The 19,791-nt window shown below is 66.1% G+C and carries 17 protein-coding genes and 1 pseudogene; 8 read left to right on the top strand and 10 right to left on the bottom strand.

What is annotated here, in order from left to right; all coding sequences use genetic code 11:
- The first annotated feature begins 61 nt into the window (after positions 1 to 61).
- Positions 62 to 856 (top strand): oxidoreductase, encoded by a 795-nt coding sequence (locus JOF56_RS41980; protein WP_245378599.1) that lies wholly within the window; start codon positions 62 to 64, stop codon positions 854 to 856.
- A 29-nt stretch (positions 857 to 885) separates the two neighbouring features.
- Here the strand turns inward: JOF56_RS41980 and JOF56_RS41975 are convergent, their stop codons facing one another.
- Complete coding sequence (locus tag JOF56_RS41975; protein ID WP_209645154.1) at positions 886 to 2,694, bottom strand: Xaa-Pro dipeptidyl-peptidase; 1,809 nt, start codon at positions 2,692 to 2,694, stop codon at positions 886 to 888.
- Between the two features lie 67 nt (positions 2,695 to 2,761).
- Entirely contained in the window at positions 2,762 to 3,322 is a 561-nt protein-coding gene (locus JOF56_RS41970) for a snapalysin family zinc-dependent metalloprotease (RefSeq protein WP_209645153.1), read from the bottom strand.
- 277 nt (positions 3,323 to 3,599) lie between these two features.
- Here JOF56_RS41970 and JOF56_RS41965 point away from each other — a divergent pair, with 277 nt between their 5' ends.
- From JOF56_RS41965 to JOF56_RS41950, 4 genes are all read left to right on the top strand, one after another.
- Positions 3,600 to 4,361, top strand: coding sequence for a S1 family peptidase (locus tag JOF56_RS41965; protein WP_209645152.1), 762 nt, complete (start codon positions 3,600 to 3,602; stop codon positions 4,359 to 4,361).
- Positions 4,362 to 4,477: 116 nt separating this feature from the next.
- Positions 4,478 to 5,236: a GTP pyrophosphokinase gene (locus JOF56_RS41960; protein WP_372448301.1), complete on the top strand. Its 759-nt coding sequence runs from the start codon at positions 4,478 to 4,480 to the stop codon at positions 5,234 to 5,236.
- A 96-nt stretch (positions 5,237 to 5,332) separates the two neighbouring features.
- Positions 5,333 to 7,126 carry an NACHT domain-containing protein gene (locus tag JOF56_RS41955; protein WP_209645150.1) on the top strand — a complete coding sequence of 598 codons (1,794 nt, stop codon included), beginning with the start codon at positions 5,333 to 5,335 and terminating at the stop codon, positions 7,124 to 7,126.
- Positions 7,127 to 7,162: 36 nt separating this feature from the next.
- On the top strand, positions 7,163 to 7,840 hold the full coding sequence (locus JOF56_RS41950) for a hypothetical protein (RefSeq protein ID WP_209645149.1): 678 nt from the start codon (positions 7,163 to 7,165) through the stop codon (positions 7,838 to 7,840).
- A gap of 24 nt (positions 7,841 to 7,864) precedes the next feature.
- Here JOF56_RS41950 and JOF56_RS41945 read toward each other — a convergent pair.
- From JOF56_RS41945 to JOF56_RS41930, 4 genes and pseudogenes are all read right to left on the bottom strand, one after another.
- A pseudogene (locus JOF56_RS41945) lies at positions 7,865 to 8,110 on the bottom strand (RNA polymerase sigma factor); the annotation flags it as partial.
- A 72-nt stretch (positions 8,111 to 8,182) separates the two neighbouring features.
- Entirely contained in the window at positions 8,183 to 9,043 is an 861-nt protein-coding gene (locus tag JOF56_RS41940) for a hypothetical protein (protein ID WP_209645148.1), read from the bottom strand.
- Between the two features lie 69 nt (positions 9,044 to 9,112).
- On the bottom strand, positions 9,113 to 11,665 hold the full coding sequence (locus JOF56_RS41935; RefSeq protein WP_209645147.1) for a reprolysin-like metallopeptidase: 2,553 nt from the start codon (positions 11,663 to 11,665) through the stop codon (positions 9,113 to 9,115).
- Positions 11,666 to 11,894: 229 nt separating this feature from the next.
- A complete protein-coding gene (locus JOF56_RS41930; RefSeq protein ID WP_209645146.1) occupies positions 11,895 to 12,674 on the bottom strand; it encodes an inositol monophosphatase family protein in 780 nt (259 codons plus the stop codon).
- 54 nt (positions 12,675 to 12,728) lie between these two features.
- On the opposite strand from JOF56_RS41930, the gene JOF56_RS41925 reads away from it, so the two are divergent.
- Positions 12,729 to 13,625, top strand: coding sequence for a LysR family transcriptional regulator (locus JOF56_RS41925; RefSeq protein ID WP_209645145.1), 897 nt, complete (start codon positions 12,729 to 12,731; stop codon positions 13,623 to 13,625).
- On the opposite strand, the gene JOF56_RS41920 is transcribed toward JOF56_RS41925, so the two are convergent.
- The 4 genes from JOF56_RS41920 to JOF56_RS60395 all read right to left on the bottom strand — a co-directional run bounded on the left by JOF56_RS41920 (position 13,626) and on the right by JOF56_RS60395 (position 17,296).
- Positions 13,626 to 14,234, bottom strand: coding sequence for an NAD(P)-dependent oxidoreductase (locus JOF56_RS41920; protein WP_209645144.1), 609 nt, complete (start codon positions 14,232 to 14,234; stop codon positions 13,626 to 13,628). It lies immediately after the preceding gene.
- 73 nt (positions 14,235 to 14,307) lie between these two features.
- A complete protein-coding gene (locus tag JOF56_RS41915; RefSeq protein ID WP_209645143.1) occupies positions 14,308 to 14,958 on the bottom strand; it encodes a LuxR C-terminal-related transcriptional regulator in 651 nt (216 codons plus the stop codon).
- Entirely contained in the window at positions 14,951 to 16,090 is a 1,140-nt protein-coding gene (locus JOF56_RS41910) for a sensor histidine kinase (RefSeq protein ID WP_209645142.1), read from the bottom strand. The genes JOF56_RS41915 and JOF56_RS41910 overlap by 8 nt, the downstream gene beginning before the upstream one ends.
- Positions 16,091 to 17,296, bottom strand: a complete 1,206-nt coding sequence (locus JOF56_RS60395) for a fibronectin type III domain-containing protein (protein ID WP_209645141.1) — start codon at positions 17,294 to 17,296, stop codon at positions 16,091 to 16,093. It abuts the gene before it with no gap.
- A gap of 188 nt (positions 17,297 to 17,484) precedes the next feature.
- Here JOF56_RS60395 and JOF56_RS41900 point away from each other — a divergent pair, with 188 nt between their 5' ends.
- Positions 17,485 to 17,997 (top strand): hypothetical protein, encoded by a 513-nt coding sequence (locus tag JOF56_RS41900; protein ID WP_209645140.1) that lies wholly within the window; start codon positions 17,485 to 17,487, stop codon positions 17,995 to 17,997.
- An 80-nt stretch (positions 17,998 to 18,077) separates the two neighbouring features.
- Entirely contained in the window at positions 18,078 to 19,742 is a 1,665-nt protein-coding gene (locus JOF56_RS41895) for a hypothetical protein (RefSeq protein ID WP_209645139.1), read from the top strand.
- The last annotated feature ends 49 nt before the right edge of the window (positions 19,743 to 19,791 follow it).

The following is a 19,791-nucleotide window of genomic DNA, read 5'->3' as shown; positions in this document are numbered from 1 at the left end:
AGGTTGGTGATTCGCTTCAATCCATGATAGATATGATCTGAATCATTCAGATCATAACGACATGGAGGCTGGACTCATGAACCTCAACCTCGCCAACAAGACAGCCGTCGTCACGGGGGCCAGCCGGGGCATCGGACTTGCCACCGTCCGCGCGCTGATCGGGGAAGGCGTCCGGGTTGTGGGCGCTGCCCGCAGCGTCACGCCCGAGCTGAAGGAGACCGGCGCACATGCGGTTTCGGCGGACCTGAGCACCGCGGAAGGAGTCTTCGCCCTGATCGACAGCGCGCTCGCCGAGCTGGGTGGCATCGACCTGCTGGTCAACAATGTGGGCGGCGGCGACGAGGCCACCCTTGGCTTCCTCGACGCCGACGACGCCCAGTGGACCCACATGTTCGACATCAACGTGCTCAGCACTGTCCGTGCCACGCGTGCGGCCTTGCCCAGTCTGATCGAGCGCCGCGGGGCGATCGTCAACATCTCTTCCACTGTCGCCCGAGTGCCTGTGGGTGTCCCGGCCACCTACAGTTCAGTCAAGGCGGCGGTCACCGCGCTCAGCAAGTCCCTGGCCGAGGAATTCGGCCCCCGCGGTGTCCGCGTGAACACCGTTTCCCCCGGCCTGGTCCGCACCACCGTCTACGAGGACCCCAACGGCCCGGTCGCCCAGTTGGCTGCCGCGGCCGGCCAGAACCTCGCCGACTTCGTGCAACAGATCGCGAAAGCGCAGAACATCACGACCGGTCGCATGAGCGAAGCCGACGAGGTGGCAGCCCTGATCACGTTCCTTCTGTCCGATGTGGCCGGAAACATCACCGGCGCCGACTACGTCATCGACGGCGGCACGATCAAGACCGTCTGAACCGGCCAATGCGAGCCGGGCTGGGGATTTCAGATCCTGCCGTCGACCATCGGGATGTCGAGGCTGCTGCCGTCGAGCTGGACGGTCAACGCTTTCGCGGCCTGGTCGATGCTGATGTAGTTCCGGTCGTTGGCCATCAGCACGAGACCGACCTGATGCCCGGCCGGGACGACGTAATCCTTGCCGTGCAGCTCCCAGGAAGCCTGATAGGACTGTCCTGGAACAAGAGGCGTGCCGGCGGTCGCCGAGGAGTGGTTCTTCAGGTCGATGGCGCCACGAGTGATCACCTTCGCGGTGATCGCCACCGCGCGTTCGGCCTGGGGTGTGGCGCAACCCGTCTGCTGGTCCACGTCAACGAGATCGCATTTCTGCGTCATCAGCTCCATCGGCGAGAAGTCCGCCACGGAGAACTCTGTCCCTGGCCCGTAGTCGACAAGCAACGCCGTCAGGGGCGCGCTCGCCGTGCTGGACCGCACAGTCACGTTCACGCGAGGTGTGCCGGACATCCGCACGTCCTGGGCTACCGGTTCGGTCACGTAGACAAGGCGGTTCGGCGCGGCAGCCCCGTAGTTGGTGATCGCCGTTTTCTCGGACTGGGTGCGCTTGTCGGTGAACGACTGAGTGCCGGTCGCGCGTTTTTCCCGCAGTGTGCCGGCGACGCCGGATGCGGCCGGACCGAAGTGCAGCCGCACGGTGCGGGCGGCCGCGTCGGGCCAGCTGCGGTGGGTTTCCCAGGTTTTGTCCGGCCGTTGGATGTCGGCCATGGGCTCGTTCATGATCCCGTTGTCCATTCCGGACAGCCAGTGGTCCATCCACCGATGCAGCTGGCGTTTCCACTCGCGTGACCGGGTCTGGACCGGGTCGATGTGCCCGTCCCGGTGCAGCCAGATCTTGCGTGGCACACCTTGTTTCTGCAGCAGATCCCACCAGGCGATGCCTTGGCGGGGCTTGACGTTCCAGTCCTGCATGCCGTGCACGAGCAGCACGGACGCCTTCACCTTGCCGGCGTCCGGCCGGTAGTTCCGCTCGGCCCAGAACGGCGTGTAGTCGTAGGTGTCGTCACCGGCGTTGTCGCCGAGGGACTTGAGGTAGTCGGCGCATTTGGATGTCGCGGGTGGGTTGGCTACGAAGTTCGCCAGCCATTCCGGATACCTGCGATCCCAGCCGCTGTAACCGATTCCCGCATCCCGGGTGTAGTCGTACCAGTTGGAGATCGCGGCGATCGGTACGATCGTTTTCAGTCCCTCGACACCTGTCGCGGCGACCGCGTTGGGCAGTGTTCCGTTGTAGGAGACGCCGATCATGCCCACGGCACCGGTGCTCCACGAGGCGACCGCGTCGGAACCGTTGGCGTAGTGGGCCTTCGCGCGGCCATTCAGCCAGTTCACCACCGCCTTCATCGAGGTCGTGTCCGCCGCGTCGCCCGTGGTCGGGCATCCGTCGGACCGGCTGGTGCCCTGCATCTCAGCCTCGATCACGGTGTACCCACGCGGCACGAAGTACTCGTCGTACCAGCCCTGGAATCCCACCGGCGCTTGGTGCTGCGCGCGAGCGAGCCCACCCTGACCGTAGTACGGGCTCGCCTCCATGATCACGGGCGTCTTCAGCTTGGTGGCGGTTTCCTTCGGCCGCATGATCTGGATCGCGATCCGGTCGGGTTTGCCGTCATTGTCGCTGTCCATGGGGGCGTCGACATAGACGTCCTCACGGATGGCGTCCTTGTAGGAATAGATCGGTTTGGTCTCCGGCACGGCCTGCGGCGCTGCGGACGCAGGAGCGCCTGTCGCAGTGATCGTCAGGCCTAAGATAGCGGTGACAGCAATTCGTAGTCGTCGCATGGTTTCCGCTCGGGTCGGTAGGAAATTCAAGGCATTTCATCGCGCCGGAAGTGATTTGCAGCGCTTTCTAATAAGCGGCTTCCACGACCACGACGCTCCTGCTGGCGCTGGAGGCCTTACCGGAGTAATTGCGTTCGACTTCGGCTCTTTCAGCGGCGTTGGGCCGCGTGTTTTTGCAGCTCACGCCACCGGTGGAACCGGACATCAGCGACGAGCACGGGCCGGGCTTGGCGTCGTCCAGGCCGAGGCTGTGACCCATTTCGTGGGCGACGATGCGGACCTTGTCATAGCCGTCGGCCACTGCCTCCCGTCCGATCCACACCTTCACGGTGCCGGTTGTGCGGACCGGGCCGAGGTCGGCGCTGGGCCAGCCCTCGTCGGCGATCACCCGGATGTTCACGCGCTGCCCCGGCTTCGCCTTCACGATCCGGACCTTCTTGACGTTGGCGTTCCAGACTCGGACCGCGGCGGCCGCTGCCGATTTGAACTCGGCGGCCTGGCTGTCGTCGTAGGTGAGCGTGGTGGCGGCCTGGGCGTCCACTGCCGCAGTGGCAGAAGGCGCCGCGACGACCATTGGCACTATCAGGGCGGCGCCGGTGAGAACACCGGAGAATGTGCGTCGAAGCACGGTTTCGCTCCTCGGTTGCAGGCCGACAGGAAATTCGCAGCATTTCATCACCTCGGAAGTGATCGGCACCACGGTCGAAAGTCGGTCGCGAATCGGCCGAAATACATATGGCCAAGGACGAAGGAGGTACGCCGAACGGTGGAATGGCTGCATTTCGTGGTAGTTCTGTGAAAAGTCAAAAAAGAAACCGTGCGAGCGGCTCTGGTGGAGGCGCGATTTCGGCCCTTAGTTTTCGAGCCGATCCCGGAATTCCTGGGCAGGGAAGGAAACGAAAACAATGAGAGTGCGTTCACTGTTGACCGCGTTGGCCGTGGCCTGCGGTGCCCTGCTGGCCTCGGCCGGCACCTCGCAGGCCAGTGACGTCCCGGTGCCCATCGTCGGCGGGCACAACGCGACGCAGGTCTACTCGTTCATGGTGTCGCTGCAGGACAGGTCGGGCAGCCACTTCTGCGGTGGATCGCTGATCAAGGCGGACTGGGTCGTGACAGCCGGTCACTGCCTCGACGGTGAGACGCCGTCGAGTGTCCGCGTGCGTGTCGGTACCACCAACCGCACGTCCGGCGGCACCGTCGCCACCGGCGCGCAGATCATCATCCACCCGGACTCGTCGGTCGACCTCGCGCTCCTGCGACTGTCCACTCCGGTCCGTCAGGCCCCGGTCAAGATCGCGAGTGCCTCAGGCTCAGTCGGCACCGCGACGCGGATCATCGGCTGGGGCCAGACATGCCGGACCCAAGGCGGTTGCGGCGCGCCGAAAATCCTGCAGGAGCTCGACACATCCATCGTCAGCGACAGCCGGTGCAGCGGCGGTGACATCAAGCCGGGCTCGGAGATCTGCACGAACAACACCGACGGCAACAGGGGCGCCTGCTATGGCGACTCAGGTGGCCCGCAGATCAAGTCCGTCGCGGGCGGGTGGCAGCTGATCGGCGCCACCAGCCGCAGCGGTGGCGGTTCGGTCTGTGCGAAGGAACCGTCGATCTACGTGGACGTCCCGCACTTCCGCTCGTGGATCAGCCAGCACGTCGGATCCCTGTAACCGGTTCTGCCCGTCTCCCGTTCGCGTTGGGAGACGGGCTCCTGGCGTGTAGGCGAGAACGGCGGCTGGTCGACGTGCCCCGGCCGTCGCGTGGTCGTCATGGCACTATGGACGTGGTGAAACCCTGGCAGCATTCTTCGGTCACCGGTCTCGAGCCCGCCACGGCGGCGCCGGCCGGTATCGAGGGCATCCGTGTCCTGCGTGGCGATTTCGCCGACTTCATGCTGGACTACAAGTTCGCGATCGACGAGATCACCACGAAGATCAACATCCTGCGTGAGGACTTCAACCACGCCCACGAGTACAACCCGATCGAGCACATCAACTCGCGGTTGAAGTCGCCGGAGAGTGTGCTGGAGAAACTCCGGCGCAAGAACTACCCGATGAGCCTGACGGGTATCCGGGAGAATGTGCTCGACATCGCGGGTGTGCGGGTGATCTGCAGCTTCATCTCCGACATCGGCAAGATCCGCGACATGCTGGCGGGCCAGGAGGACATCACCGTCCTGAAGGAACGCGACTACATCACCAACCGTAAGCCGAACGGGTACCAGAGTCTTCACCTGATCGTGTCGATTCCGGTGTTCCGCTCCAGTCACACCGTCCGCATCCCGGTCGAGATCCAGATCCGCACCATCGCGATGGACTTCTGGGCCAGCCTGGAGCACAAGATCTATTACAAATACCAGGGCGAGGTCCCGCCCAGCCTGCTCAGCGAGCTGACTCAGGCCGCCGAGGCCGCGACCCGCCTCGACGAGAAGATGGAGTCGCTGCACCGCCTCGTCGAGAACACCGGCCGGGGCGATGCCCGGCCGGGCCGCTCCGAGTCACTGGACCTCAGCGTGATGTACGAGACGCTCGTCATCGGCCGCTGACGGCAATGGTGGGATGTTTCGGCCGCTCGTGGGAATGTGCAAGGGGGACGCGGGCCGGAACGACAAGCATGCAGCAGGGTGAACTCTGGAGGCCGCATGCCGGAGCCCAACGTTTCGTCGAACAACGAATTCTCTGGCACCGCCCATACCGTGATCCAGGTCAACGCACTGTACGGAAACATCGTGTTCGCGGCCTCAGCCGAGTTGACGAACCAAGCGACAGCATTTGAGCAGCGGTATCGCAGGGGAATTCTCGAGGGCCTCGACCGGGTCGCCCTTTTCGGCCCGAACCCGCAGTGGGCGGAGACATTCCAGCTCAGTGAGGCGTATGTCGAGCTTTCGCTGACCGACTCGGCGACGCAGCATAGCGGGTTACGCGTCGACCATGTCCTGGCCGGCAGCCGCCGGTTGCTGCTGGAGGGCTCGGCCGGTACCGGTAAGTCGACGGTGCTGCGCAAGCTGGCGATTCGCGCACTGCGCGGCGAACTGCCTGAGGACGCGGCCGGTTGCTCCAGTCCTGTGCCCTTCTTGCTGAAGCTGCGGTCGTTCGTGAAGGACGACACACTGGCGCTTCCCAAGCCTGAGGAGTTCGTGGCCGCGATCGCGCCCCTGCTCGGCTCAGCGAAGCCCGAGGTATGGGTATCCCACCTGCTTGAGAGTGGCCGCGCGCTGGTGCTGATCGACGGCATTGACGAGGTGCGCGATGTCCATCGCGGTCATGTGCTCGCGTGGGTCCAGCACCTGATCGACTTCTACCCCGAGGTGGGGTACGTCATCACCGCGCGGCCTGCGGCCGTCCCGGAGACGTGGCGTAAGCAGTTGCGCGGCCTCGGGTTCGCGACCACGCGTCTTGAACCGATGAGTCGCCGCCAGGTCAACAGCTTCATCGACAACTGGCACCGAGCCATGGAAGCCGAGTGGGCGGCAGAAGACCTCAAGCACGAGGTCGCGGCACGGCGCGACCTGAGCAATCTCGCGACCTCGCCTCTGCTGTGCGGGGTTCTCTGCGCGATCTACATCAGTCACCATTACCTGCCTACAACCCGTAGCCAGTTGTACGACGCAGGATTGAGTCTTCTGCTCGAACGTCGTGACGTGGCACGCGGCATTCGCGGCAGTTTCTGGCAGTTGCCACGATCGGTGTCGCAGCCGTTGCTGTGCCAGATCGCGCTGTGGATGGTACTCAATGGCCAGGACTCGATTCCCTGGAGCACAGTGCTGACGATGACCCGGGAGACGGCGCACCGGCTCGGCGATCACCATTATCGCGCCGATCCCACCGGGCTTCTGCACGACCTGATCGAGCAGACCGGGATTCTGTGGCGGTCCGGTGAGGACAACCTGGAGTTCGCCCTGTCGTCCTTTCAGGACTACTTCGCCGCCACCGAGATCATCAACCAGGACCACGTCAGGCACCTGGTCCTCAACGCACACAACCCGACGTATCACGACGTCGTCATCATGATGGCAGAATTGGCCGGCGAGGCCGTCGCCACGCGTCTGCTGACCGGTCTGGTGGACCGCGCGGAGGCAGAACCCCTGTATCAGCGCGACCTCTGGCTGCTCGCGACCGCATGCCTCGGGGTCGTTCGCGAGCTGTCGCCTTCCCTCAGGGAACGCATCCTTGAGCAGGCAAGGCATCTGCTGCCGCCCACCAGCATCGACAACGCGTATCACCTCGCCGGTGCTGGTGTGTTCGTGCTGGACCTGCTCATCGGGCTCGCCCAGAGCCGCGAATTCACCGACGCGGAAGCCGCCGCCAGCATCCGTGCCGCCTCGTTGATCGACCCCAGGCACACGCGTGTCCTCCTCGACCATTTCAGCCGGCGATCCAGCCCTGAGGTTCAGCGGGAGCTGGCCGCCGCGCGCTCCCGCGACAACGGCACCTGACATTTTCCGCTCGGTTTCACCATCTATCCGGCGGATTTGGCGGAGCGGGACGCCTATCTGTGGTTCGACACCGCGCACTTCGCGTCGCCGGGGATCCGTTGCTACGACGGTGGTTGGGTCGAGGAGACCCGGGAGGTGGCCGGTGTCCGTGTCTCCGTTATGACTGACGATGATGCGCTTCGGGAACGGTTGCTCGCTGCGGTCCGGCCGGTCGTCGACGACACGGATTGTCCGGCCTGGCACCGGATCCTGGACGGGATCGCCGCGCGCCCGGATCCGGGCCGGTTCGGCCTGGCCGGGATCGGTTCGGTCGAGTCGGTCACGGTGTGCCGGTACGCCCTCGGCCGGCTGGGCAAAGTGATGAACAACCCTGTGATGTCGCTGAGCACGATCACCGGGGGTGAGGCGACCCGGTTGGTCCGGGCCATCTGCGCAGCGCCGCAGGGGAGTGGCCCGGATATTCCAGGCTGTCCGTGGCCGGAGGATGTGTACGGCATGGAGGCGATCGTGCTCACCGTACGCGACGGCGAGCACGCGCAGGAGGTGTTCGTCCGCTACAGCGGCTACGAGGGGCACGGTTTCGACGACGGGCACACCCGCCGGTGGCTCACGACTGAGGCACTCCTGGCCTTGCTGAAAGGCCCGCACTGGCCGATCCACGACCTGCACGGGCCAGTCTCGAAGATGGTCTGGTCCGACCCCGCGAGGGCGTGAATGGGCTGGTTCTGACCGCCAGTGACGCCGTAGCTTGTTCAGCGCCACGCCGTACAGCCACAGCCGCGCATCGGCGAAGGACCGGTCGTAGGTCCGCCGGGACTCGTAGGCGGCCCCCCACACCTCGCCGAGCAGGTCCTCGGCCTTGTCACGCCCCACACGCCGCGCCAGGTAGGCACCGAGCGCGACCTCGTGGCGGCAGATCACCTCCACAAACGCGTCCTTGTCGCCGTTCAGCGATGTGCTGATTAGTTCCGCGTCTGACGCCATGAAGCTCCTTGGTCCGCCTTGCCCTTCCACCCTGTGCTTGCCAACCTGCCTCGAAAGTGTTCAGGCGAACCCTCATGTCCAAGGTGGGAGGACTCGTCGCACGGCGCGGACCGCCACGCCGAGCGGCAGGTTCCACGGTTCGGTGTCCGCGGCATCCCAGGCGTAGGTGGGTATGCCGTCGTGGATCAGGGTGGTGAGGCCGGGAAGGGCCAGTTCGGCCGCGGACCAGGCGTAGAGGGCGTCCATGCGTGGCTGGATGACGCCCAGGTCGAGCAGCCGGCCGAAGCCGTGTTCGTCTGCTACGTACCTTCGGAGGCTTCCTGGCAGGGGGTATCGGTCGGGCAGCACTCGGGACAGTGACAGGAAGATGCTGGTCATTCCCAGGCGTGGGTCGCCCAGCATGGGACCGAATGGGGACAGCCAGCTCAGTGCCAGCCGTGGAGCGGCCACCAGTGCGTGGGCGTAGAGCACCCGGACCAGGATCAGGTTGATGAAGAACCGTTCCACCCGTGATTCGGCTTCGGCCAGTTCACGGTGTTCGAGATACGCCGTCACGATGGTCGCGTTGTGTGCGCGGTACCACGCCTGGGCCGAGGGTCGGCGGGCGAATTCCACGGACCAGGCGGCGCTTGTCGAGGACACTGGGCCGCCCTGGTTCAACAGGTGGGCGCGTGACTCGGCGGTGTCATGCAGAAGCCGTTCGTTGACCGCTCGCCACCAGGGGCTGCCCGGCGCCGGATCGCTGAGTGGGTTGAGGAGTCCGCGGCGCAGTTGCCAGCCCATGAACGCCAGAGCCGCACGCCGGTAAGGCAGATGGAGCTGACGTTGGCCGGGTACGGCCTCATAAAGGGACCTCAGCAGAGCAAGCCGTCCCGCAGGGTCGTCTCGCACGATCGCCGTTTGGGCAGCTGCGTACTCGGCGGCAGTGGACATACCTCCAGGCTAGAGTGATCTGCCCCAAGGGAGATGGGCGGTCGTCCAGCTTCGGACGACCGCCACGGTTCAGGAGATCGCGCCTGCACGCTGTCCTGTGTGGACAGCGGGGGACCGGACGGTGATGTCTGTGTCGTTGAGGTCGAAGAAGACGTTCCCGATCGCCTCGATCTTGATCCTGGCTTTGTTCGTGGTGACGCGGGGCAGAGTCACGGTTTCGCTGCCGTCGTTGGGAGTGCGGTTCGCGAGCACGTAAGGGAAGCTCACCCCGCCGTCGGCCGACAGCGTGATCCTCACTTCGCGTGCGTTGACTGGCGCCACGTTGGTGCGGGCAACATCCCAGGTGACCGATTGTGCGGAACCACCGGCGTAGGTGGTCGCGGAACCCTGTGAGGTCACCAGGAACGGGCCCGCAGCCGGGGCGAGCACCAGAGCTGTGTCTGCGCTGCCGATGCCACCGCCGCCTTGACGCCCGTCCCGGGCGGTGAGGCGGAAATGCAGGGTTCTGCTCTTGTCCCAGCCGATCCAGCCGGCTGTGGGCAGGAATTCCGAGTAGCAGTCGATCAGTGCGGCCGGCACGTTGGTGCCGCGGCCGGTGGTGGGTGGCGGCGGTGCCTGCGGGCAGGTACCGGTCTTGGCGTTGGTGTTGTTCGCGACGATCTGTGCCATGTCGGGGAAAACCCGGGCCGGGTTGGTGTTTGCCGCGTTCTGGCCTGGAGAGTAGTACTTCAGCGCATCCTGGTCGCTGACGACGGCGGCAGTGCCGAACTGCCGGAACAGCGGGCCCTCGGTCTTGGTGTTGTCCACCAGTGCGGTGCCGGCCACGCCGCCCCGGTCGTTCTGCTCCCACATGTAGGTGGTGGTGTCGCCGTCGGCGTCGGTTGCGCTGCCGGTCAACGCGAACGGCGTGCGGACGGGGATCGTGTGCTTCGGTGGGACGGTGACTACTGGTGCGCGGTTGGAGGTGTTCTCGACTCGCCAGCCGCCGTTGTCCTGTTTGCCGCCCTTGACTGTCTCGCTGACGAAGCCCGAGGTGCCGGTCGCGGTGGTGATGGCGAGCGACTCGACGTTCTTCGCGGAGACCGCGCCGCCGGTGAAGCTGACCTGAAATCCCGCGTCGGTCATCTCGTGGCCGGAAAACCCGAGTACGTCGACGGTCGCGCCTTTCGGCCACCCCCGGATCGCTTCGATGGCGGCTTTGATTCCGGTATCCGTGAAGTTATTGCCCCGCACGATCGGCACCGACTGCTGGCCGCGGTAGCCGATCGTGAAGGAGTCCGTGCCGTCGAAGTCGCGCAACGACACGTTCTGTATCTCGTCCAGTTCCGGCTGGCCGGCTGTGATGTACGAGTTGATCTCGGTGTAGCTTCGATGCGACCAGTAGGGGTCGCTGTGCGGTTGCAGGTTGTCCTGCCGGCAGATCCCGGCATACGCCATGATCGACGACCCGCTGCCCGGTTCGTAGGAGCTCGGAGTGCTCCGCGCCTGGTCGGCGCAGCCGTACTGGGTGCCGTTGAAGGTGTGGTTGGCGCCGAACTGATGCCCGATCTCGTGTGCCACATAGTCGACGGCGTAGAAGTCACCGACCGGCGTCGGCAGGCCTGTGCACCCCAGGGCCTTGTCACTCCCGCCGACCACACCGATGCCGGCCAGACCGCCGCCGTTCACGCCCAGGCCGACGTGCCCGACGTCGTAGTTGCCCGCCCCGACAAGCTGGCCAAGGACGGTCGGGTTGTGGTAGATCGTCGGAACGTCGCAGGAGGTGATTTCGTCCGCCCTGAAACAAGCCTCCGCGCCGCAGGGGCCGTTCGGTTCGGTCGCCATGGCCATTGTGTTGAGATTGGTCTTGTCGGTGTCGTTGACCAACACGAGCCGGATCGCGGTCTCGTTCTCGTAGATCTGCGCTACCCGATTGACCAGAGTCACCTTGGCCGCAGTGACGTTCGCCGCGCCGAAGTATGCCGCGTAGGACGGATCGGTCACCAGTGCCAGCCGATAAGTTCGTAGCCGCACAACCGAACCGGCGCTGATCTGTGGAGCATCCGGCACCGATCCCTTGACAGTCGCGCGTTCCACCAACGGCCCACCTGGGTTCGACAAGTCATGACCGTAGTAGCTGGCATACAGACTCTGGTCGGCGCGGTAGTACGGGTCGACGTACCATTGGCCGCGCGGCGAGCGCACAGAAGCGTGAAACCCCAATGGAGTGAGGTCTGCCCGGACTGTCGCGGCCGGGTCGTCGACGCCCTTGCCGGAGTATGTCCTGATCTCCAGGTGTGCGGCCGCGAGCCCGGCTTCCATGACCGGCGAATCAACCAGTTCGAAGCGCTGGAACGTCCCCTCGGGGGTCGGCAGCAGGACCTCTTGTGTCTGCGTGCCCCGCGACCGTGGCGCCCGGTCCAGCTTGGACTTCATGGCAAGGCGGTCAAGGGTGAAACCGGCGAAGCGGGTGGCACGGATTTCGGCCTGCTTGGCAGAACGCGCGCTGACCGAATCGCGGGGGACGGCGGTCCACGGGTTGTCCGGCGTTGCGGTGCCCAGCACTGGCAGCAGCACAATTGCCATGACCGCGATGACAAGCGCGGCCACGCTTCTGCCACGAGTCGGTAATGATCTCTTCACGCAAGCTCCTTGGCCTGGTGTTCGGACGCTCGCCGGATTATCGCGGCCGCCCTGCCGGGCCAGAACTGACGAAAGTCGGGAATATCCTGACAGACAAGAGGATGCTCGGCCAAGAGGTCAAGGCACAGGTCAGCGTGGTGGAGGGAGTCCGCTTGGGCATTCGGTGTGCTGAAGCGCGGACAATCGCCGTACCACGATCGCAGTAGGCGCACGGTCGTGTGGACTTTCCTTAGGCGGTAAGGACTTCCAGTGCGGCGGCGTGCACACCTGGCGCTGCGGCGAGGTAGCTCTCGCTGGCCAGTTCCCACGGTTTGCCCTCGATGTCGGTCACGACGCCGCCGGCTTCCTGGACCAGCAGCACACCTGCGGCGTGGGACCGGACGTTGTCGAACTGCCAGTGCAAGTCCATCCGGCCCGCGGCAACCTGGGCGAGCTGATGGGTCACCGGTACGGAGATCCGTACATAAAGGGCGGAGTTCGTCATTGCGGCGAAGGCGGAGCCCATCCGCTTCCCGAGCTCGGGATAGTGACCCGGCTTGGCCTGGCCGGTCCCGGCCAGTGCGCCGTCCAACGACGTCTTGACCGAAACCCGCAGCCGCACACCGTTGAGAAACGCCCCGCCGCCCTCGATCGTGGTGAACATCTCGTCGAGGACAGGGAAGTAGACCACCGCCAGCACCGGGCGGCCGTCACGGACAAGGCTCACGCCGATGTTCCAATCGGGCATGCCGTGCGCGGCATTGACGTTGCCGCCGACCGGGTCGATGAGCCACCACTCGCCCGTGGCCAGCGGTCCCGATCCGTGTTCGTCGTTGAGCCAGCCCGCGCCCGGCAGGGCCTTGGTCAACGCTGGGCGCAACGTGTCGACAACGGCCGCGTCATTGGCCTGGAGGTTCGCGAGCAGCGACTGGAGTCCGGGCTGACGGGATTCGGTGCTATAGCGCGTCATCATCCGGGCACCGGCGTGGCGGACGGCGGCGACGGTGGCGGCAAGCAGTTCCTGGCTCATGGCATGCTCCGGAGTTGATCGAAGTGGATCTGCGTCTTATTAGGATTTGTTCTTATGCACTTGGACTTGAATCTGCTGACTGTGCTGGACGCCCTGCTGGAAGAGGGCAGCGTGATGGGTGCAGCCGAGCGGCTGCACCTGTCCTCGCCTGCGGTCAGCCGCACCCTCGGCCGGCTTCGCGCCGTCACCGGGGACGACATCCTGGTGCGCACCGGCCACTCGATGGCTCCGACCCCGTACGCGGTGTCGGTGCGAGAAGACGTGCACCGGTTGGTCAGACAAGCGCACGAAGTGCTCTCGCCGGTCCGTGAGCTGGACCTGGCCAAACTGGATCGCACCTTCACGATCCGGTGTCACGACGCGGTGGCCGCGTCAGTCGTGCCGGTACTGGTGGGCAGGGTTCAGCAGCGGGCTTCCGGCGTGCGACTGCGGGTGCTGGCGGAGAACCCCGTCGACACCGACGACCTGCGGCACGGCCGCGTCGATCTGGAACTCGGCGGCAGCGGGCCTCGTCTGCCCGAGTTCCGGTCCGAGCCGCTCGGCGAAGATCGGCTCGTGGTGGCGATGCGCGCGGACCACCCTTGTGCCACCGGACTCGACCTGGCCTCGTACGCGGCGCAGCCGCAAGTGGTGATCTCCCGGCGTGGCCGCCTCACCGCGCCGATCGACGACTTGCTGGCCGCCGAAGGCCTGCGGCGCCGGGTGATCGCGGCGGTGGCGACTGTGTCCACCGCCCTGCAGATCGCCGCCCGTAGCGACGCGCTGGTCACCTGCACGGCGATCCTCAGCCGCCCGCTCATCGAGGCGTTCGGGCTCATCACCCTGCCGCTACCGGTCGAGTCACCAGCGGCGGCGATCAACTGCAACTGGCACCAGCGCTACGATTCCGATCCCGCCCACGCCTGGTTCCGCGAGCAGGTCCGGGCGTCGATCGAGGAGATCACTGGGTGACTACTCTGCCAACGGCAGGGCTACGGCACCGGGAAAACCAGGTGCCTCGGCTTCGTCGAGCATCGCCGCGGCGACGGTTTCCCGGCTGACCTTCGCACTGAGGTCGAAGGGCGGCGCGGCCTCCAGGCCGACCGTGCGCCGACCAGGGCTTTCCGGCCCGTCAGCGAGCACCCCGGCGTGGAAGACGGTGCCCCCGGCTGCGAGAACGGTGTTGTCGGCTGCGACCTTGTCCGCGAGTCGGTCGCCCAGCAGCTTGGCGAGTATGCCCGCGCCCTCGCCAGCCACTTCGGCTGATTTGCCCGTGCCATAGGCACCGAGCCAGATGACGCGCTGCGGGCCTGCGGCGATGACGGCCTGGGCGCCGATCAGGAGAATCCCGGCCCGGTCGGTGCCGAGCGCGGAAAGGACCACGGAGTCCTCATCCACGACGGCGGCGATACTGGCCGCGTCGTTCACGTCGCCCGCCACTTTGCGCAGGTCAGGGGAGTCGGGCAGGGCGATCCGCCGGGGATCACGCGCGATGGCGGTCACGGTGTGACCACGTCGCAACGCCTGCCGGGTGAGGGCGGTTCCGGTCTGGCCGGAGGCCGCGAGGACGGTGAGGTTCATGCCAAGAACGTTAGGGAGCTCCTCACTTAACATCAAATGCAAGTATCTGACTTGATTATTTACCTGGGCGCAATTACTGGGAGTTCCAGGGCGTCAGATGGGCGCGGGCAATGCGGATCAGGTCGGAGCGCCGGGTCCGGCCGAGCTTGTCCCGGATGTTTTCCAGGTGGCGGTTCACGGTGCGTACCGCGATGCGCAACTGTGCGGCGATTTCCCGGTTGTCGTAGCCGTTTGCCAGGCAGCGCAACACATCGCGCTCCCGGGAGGTGAGCGGCCGGGTATGCCGGTGCAGCTCACCGATCAGGTGCGCGGCGAGTTCGGCGGGGAGTACAGGTCCCGTGAGCACGGCGGCGACCGCGTCGGTCAGTTCGGCCGAGGTGGCTGCCTTGCCGACGCAGCCGTGCGCGCCTGCCTGGATCGCGGCCAGCAATTCCTCCGGACCCGCTTGGGAGAGAACGAGAACACGCGCCTCAGGCCTGCGCTGCCGCAGGTGACGGATCACGCCGATGCCGTGTCCGGTGGGTTCCTCGGGGTGGGGTCGCAGGCGCAGATCGACCAGGGCGACATCGGGCCGCACCTGATCGGCCATCCGGCACGCGGTCGGCACGTCGGCCGCCTCGGCAACGACGATCGCCCGGCCGTCGCGTTCCAGTCCACTTCGGACACCGTCGCGGGTGATCGGGTGGTCCTCCACGATGAGCACACGGATCCGGCTCTCAGCCATGGTCGTTTCCCTTCGGGACGCGTAGCTCCACCTCGGTGCCGTGACCGGGACTGCTGCGGATGCGGACGCTGCCGGCCATCCGGTGCACCCTGGCCTGTACCGACAGCCTCAGGCCGAGCCCGCCGGTGTCCTGGCCGGGCGGGAATCCGACACCGTCGTCGCGAACCGTGACCGTGATGTCGCCGCCGTCGGGCAGCACGGTGAGCCAGACCTGGTGCGCCTGCGCGTGTTTGACCACATTGGTCAGTAGCTCCGCGACCGCGGCGGTGATCTCGGTGGCCATACCCGTCGGCAGCGGGAACGGGCCCGCGGTGATGAGACGGACTGGGACGTCGCCGTAGCGCTCAACGAGTTCGGCCAGTTGGGCGTGTAGCGACACGACGCCGGGTGGTGGATCGGGCTCGGCGCTGCCCAGGCTCCGCAAGGCTGACTCCTGCCGGGCGATCCCTTCCGCGACGGCATCCAACGCCGGCCCGCCGGACATCTCCCTGATGCCGGCTCGCAGTCGGCCGAGCTGCTGTAGCACGTCGTCGTGGATCTGGGCGACGATCCGCTGCCGCTCGGCCATCCGTGCGGCCCGCTGCCCATCGCGGGTTGCCCGCTCGTGCAACGCGTTGAGCTGGCGGGCAGCCGCCCCGATCGTGCCGCCGAGCAGCACGTAGGACAGCCCTCCGCCGATCATGGTCAGTACCTGCAGGAACGACAGCCTGTCCAGCGCGATTTCGTTGGCCGCGTATGCGAACGGCAGGGAGAAGCCGAGGACCAGCCCGGCTGCACAGCCGCCGCGCAGCCGGTAGACGACTCCGCAGGCGGCGACCGCCGCAGCCGGGTAGGCCCCCATGAAGGAAGGGTGATTGGTCAGCATCGCGTGCGGCGGGTAAATGTGGCCGTACACCACGTTAAGCGCGATGGCCACCGCTACGTCTGCCGCGAGCACCAGCCTCATCCGCCGGACCGCGGCCACCGTGAGCCAGGCTGTCCAGCAACCGGTTGCGAGCAAAGCGATTGCGGCCTCGACGGGTCGCTGGATCTGCCCGCTGACCAACGCCACGGTCAGCATCCAGCCGAACGCCAGCCAGCGCAGGGCGAGCACCAGCAGTATCGGCGCCGGATGTCTTGGCCCCTCCGACATCTACGGCACTCTGACGATCACTGGGGGCGAGAATCTCGTGCAGGTCGAGCGGCGTACGAAATGCTTCTCGCACGCTTGGACATCCACCATGTAGGTGGTCGCCGGGGTCAGGTCGCGCACGGTGAGCTCGTAGCCGGCGACCTCGCGTTGCACACTGGACCGTATCGGGTCGTTCTGCGGCCGCCAAACCACATTGAACGCGTCCGCGGCCTGGTACCGCCAGCTCAGATGAATCCCTGTGGCGTCAGCGTATGCCGTGGTGATGCATGGCCAATCGAGGACCTCGCAGGGGCCGCCGGGTTCACGGGCGACGGAGTGGCTCTGTCCCAAGTGGACTTGTGGTGTTCCGTCAACAGGCAGCACGATCGCGCCGCCGCGGAAATTCACATAGCTGACCGAGTGATCCGCCGACTCCTCAATCGGTTCGCCGAGCCGCCCTGACGGGCCGTCCTCGGCAGTCCACGCGGCGAAGATGACCAACGGCATCACCATAAGGCGGTCGGGCCGCGAGCCGTACATCACGTAGTCCGGCCCGAATCGGGTGCCCCGGTTCGGTGCGTTCCAAGGCGTGTAGCGCACACCGCCCGCACCACTGCGGGTGTCACCGGCGGGGCAGCCCACCCCGGTTTGTCCATCGTTGTGCCGCAACCAATCGCGGACGGGCGCGTCGACGACGAACGCTGGACAGAAGCGGCCGGCCGGGTGCTGGTGGGCGAGGGCCACGACGACCACGCCGGCTGCCAGGCCGACCGAAAGCAGCAGAGCCGACGTGCGAATCGCCAGAGCCAGCGCGGAAGGCCGGTCGGGCCGCGGACCAGGTGCCAGCGCGACAAGCATCCTGGCGACGCGTGCCTGCCTGGCGGCCCAGCCCGCGGCCAGTGGCAGACAGACTGCGAGCGCGCCGCTGAACGCGCCGAACGGGTCAGCCCCCAACCACTCGCTAGCCAGCGCCAACAGGTACATGACCGCGAGGACGGTCGCGGCCGCGAGCCGCACCCAGCGCCACCAGAGTGGGGCGGTCAGCCAATGACGCGCCCACCCCAGCGCGACGCTCCAGATCTCCGGATCCGCGAACCGGTTTCCCCTTCGCGCCTGCCGGATCACTGCCCGGCGGGTCCGGAAACCGAGCTGCCACCACGCGACCTGCGCCCCCAGGATCTCGGCGAGGGCGCGATGCCCTGCGTTGGACCCCTCGATCGATCCCACAGAACCAAGTCTGGTGGTTGGCGAACCCGACCGCACTAGTCCGCATGGCTGCAGAACGGATGGGCATCATCACCCACGGTCACGTGGGCGAGGTTGGAGCTTACCCGTCCCGCATTACCAGGGTCAGGATCGGTGCGAGACCGGACTGGCAGGCACGTCCGCCAGTTGATTCCCAGGAGCTACTCGACATGAAACGCAAACTCAGCATTGCCGCCGTGTTGGTCGTCTTGCTCGGGACGGTAACGGGAGTATCGCCCGCGCATGCCGCGCAGGACTGGCGATGCACCATCACCGGCAGCTTCAGCGACGCCATTCCGCCGTACTCGACGCACTGGCGGGCCGGTGCCCGTGCTGCCGGCTCGTGGGGCAGGATCGTGTACTGGCTGCATGAGAAAGTCGTGAACGGCCAGTACCGCTTCGACACGGCCGACCGTGCCTCCTGCGACGCGCTTATCCCGCCATTGTTCCCGGTGGTCGGTATGCAGCCACAATCGCTGGCCGGGCAGCCGGCCTGCACGGCGCCGGACATGTTCTCGGAGATCAGAGACGGGAAAATCGCGACGTACTACCTCGTCGGCCAGGTCCGCAGCAACGTCGGCAACCTGATCCCGATCCCGTACACCTTCCGGTTCTGGCACGTCGAAGTCCAGCGCCAGCCGGGTGTGTGGACATGGGAGACCAGCGTCCTGGCCCAGTGCTGAACGAACTCACTGTTTTCCCAAGGAAAGGGGATCGGGTGATGAGCCGGTTGCCGCGAAGACGCGGAAGAAGACGCAGGGTGGTGGCTGCCGCGATCGGGGTACTCCTGCTGCCGGTGGGAGCGTACGCGAGCGCGCCTCCGATGGTGATGGCGCACGGTGGCTTGGGAGTGATCGCGCAGACGCCCGCCGGGCCTGTCTACGAGGCGACCGGCTCGTTCGACGCGGGCACGGTCAAGAACGTGACCATCGTGAAGTCGCCTGTGCCCGGCAGCACGGAGCCGGAGACCACGGACGCCTACACGCTCCAGCTCAACACCAACGAGTTCAAGACCTCGCTGTGCGACGACAAGCCCTTGTGCTGGGGCTGGATGCAGTTCCTGTTCGCCAACAACGGAACCAGCGGTGAGGTCTATATCAAGTACTGGCTGCGATCGTACGGTGCGGCGTGCCCATCGGGCTGGCTTCCCGCGCTGATCGACAGCTGCTACAAGAAGAGTGCGGCCAAGCCCACCCCGAGCGTGCCCCTCATCACCAGCAGAATGGCGCTCTACAAGTTGACTGGCAGCGTGAACGGGCCACAGGACAAGGTCGAGTTCACCGACGGGTGGTACACGTACCCCATGTCGGTCACCCGCGAACTCGACATCGGGTCGCAGTGGCAGCAAGTCGAGTTCAACGTGTTCGGCTACGCCGACGAATCCACGGCCAAGTTCAATGTGGGTGCCGAGTTCGACACCCGCACCGAGATCATCTACGGCGGCGACAAGAAACCACTGTGTTCCTCCACGGGCTTCACCAACGAAGCCAACGACCTGTCCTTCGTCGGACCGAAGCCACCAGTGAGCGGGACCAGACCCGCATTGATCTTCAAGCAGAAGAGACTTCCCAACGGAGCGCCTGGTGTCCACGTCCCGTGCGCCTGGGCCCGGGCCATCGGCGACACCCACGAAGTCACGTTCGCCGAGCTGGCCTATGACTTCCAGGCTTCGGGCGACTTCGTCGAGGCGCAGGTCGGCAGCGCGCTCGAGGTGCAGACCCGTAAGGTATCCGGCGCCCCGACATGGCCGAACGCGTCGGTCAACCGATCAGTCGGGACCAGGATGGGCACCACTCAGGTGGCAGTGTGCGACGGGACCCGCCTCATGGTGGACGGACGCCCGACCGATCTGCCACCCGGCGGCTCCGTGTCGCTGCCGAGCGGAGTGGACATCAACCGCGTCGCGAACGTGTACACCGTCAGGGACAAGGCCGGCAACAGCGTCGCCATCACCGCGAACACCACCTACGCCGATTTGGAGATCTCCCTCGGAATCTGGCCGACCAGGGTGCGTGGTCTGCTCGGCAATCCCGATGACAGCCCCACTTTGCTCGAAGGCAGAGACGGCACGCGGTACCGCACCCCGATCTCGTTCGCCGATCTCTACGCATTCGGCAACAGCTGGCGAGTGGCCGCCACCGCATCCCTGCTCCGGCCCTGCAACCAGGTCGCCGCGGGTACCCCCACGGCACCGTTCTTTGCCGGCAACCTTCCTTACACGCTCCGCATCCAGTCCGAGAACACCTGCCGCCAGGCCGGCGTCTTGAAGCCCCTCTGGCTGGAAGCCTGCACACTGGACGTCGCCGTGCTCGGCTCACGGGCCGCGGCTGTCTACGTCGACCGTCAAGTGGACGCCATCGACGGCAACGCGCCTCGCCAGCCACCGTGCTCACCGGCCGGCTGCAGCGGCGGCCGTGGTATCCGCTGATTCCCACTCCTGGCGGGCCCGGATCAATTACGGGCCCGCCAGGAACTTT

It is taken from the genome of Kibdelosporangium banguiense, assembly GCF_017876405.1.
GTDB lineage: Bacteria > Actinomycetota > Actinomycetes > Mycobacteriales > Pseudonocardiaceae > Kibdelosporangium > Kibdelosporangium banguiense.
This window is presented reverse-complemented; position numbering and strand designations above follow the sequence as displayed.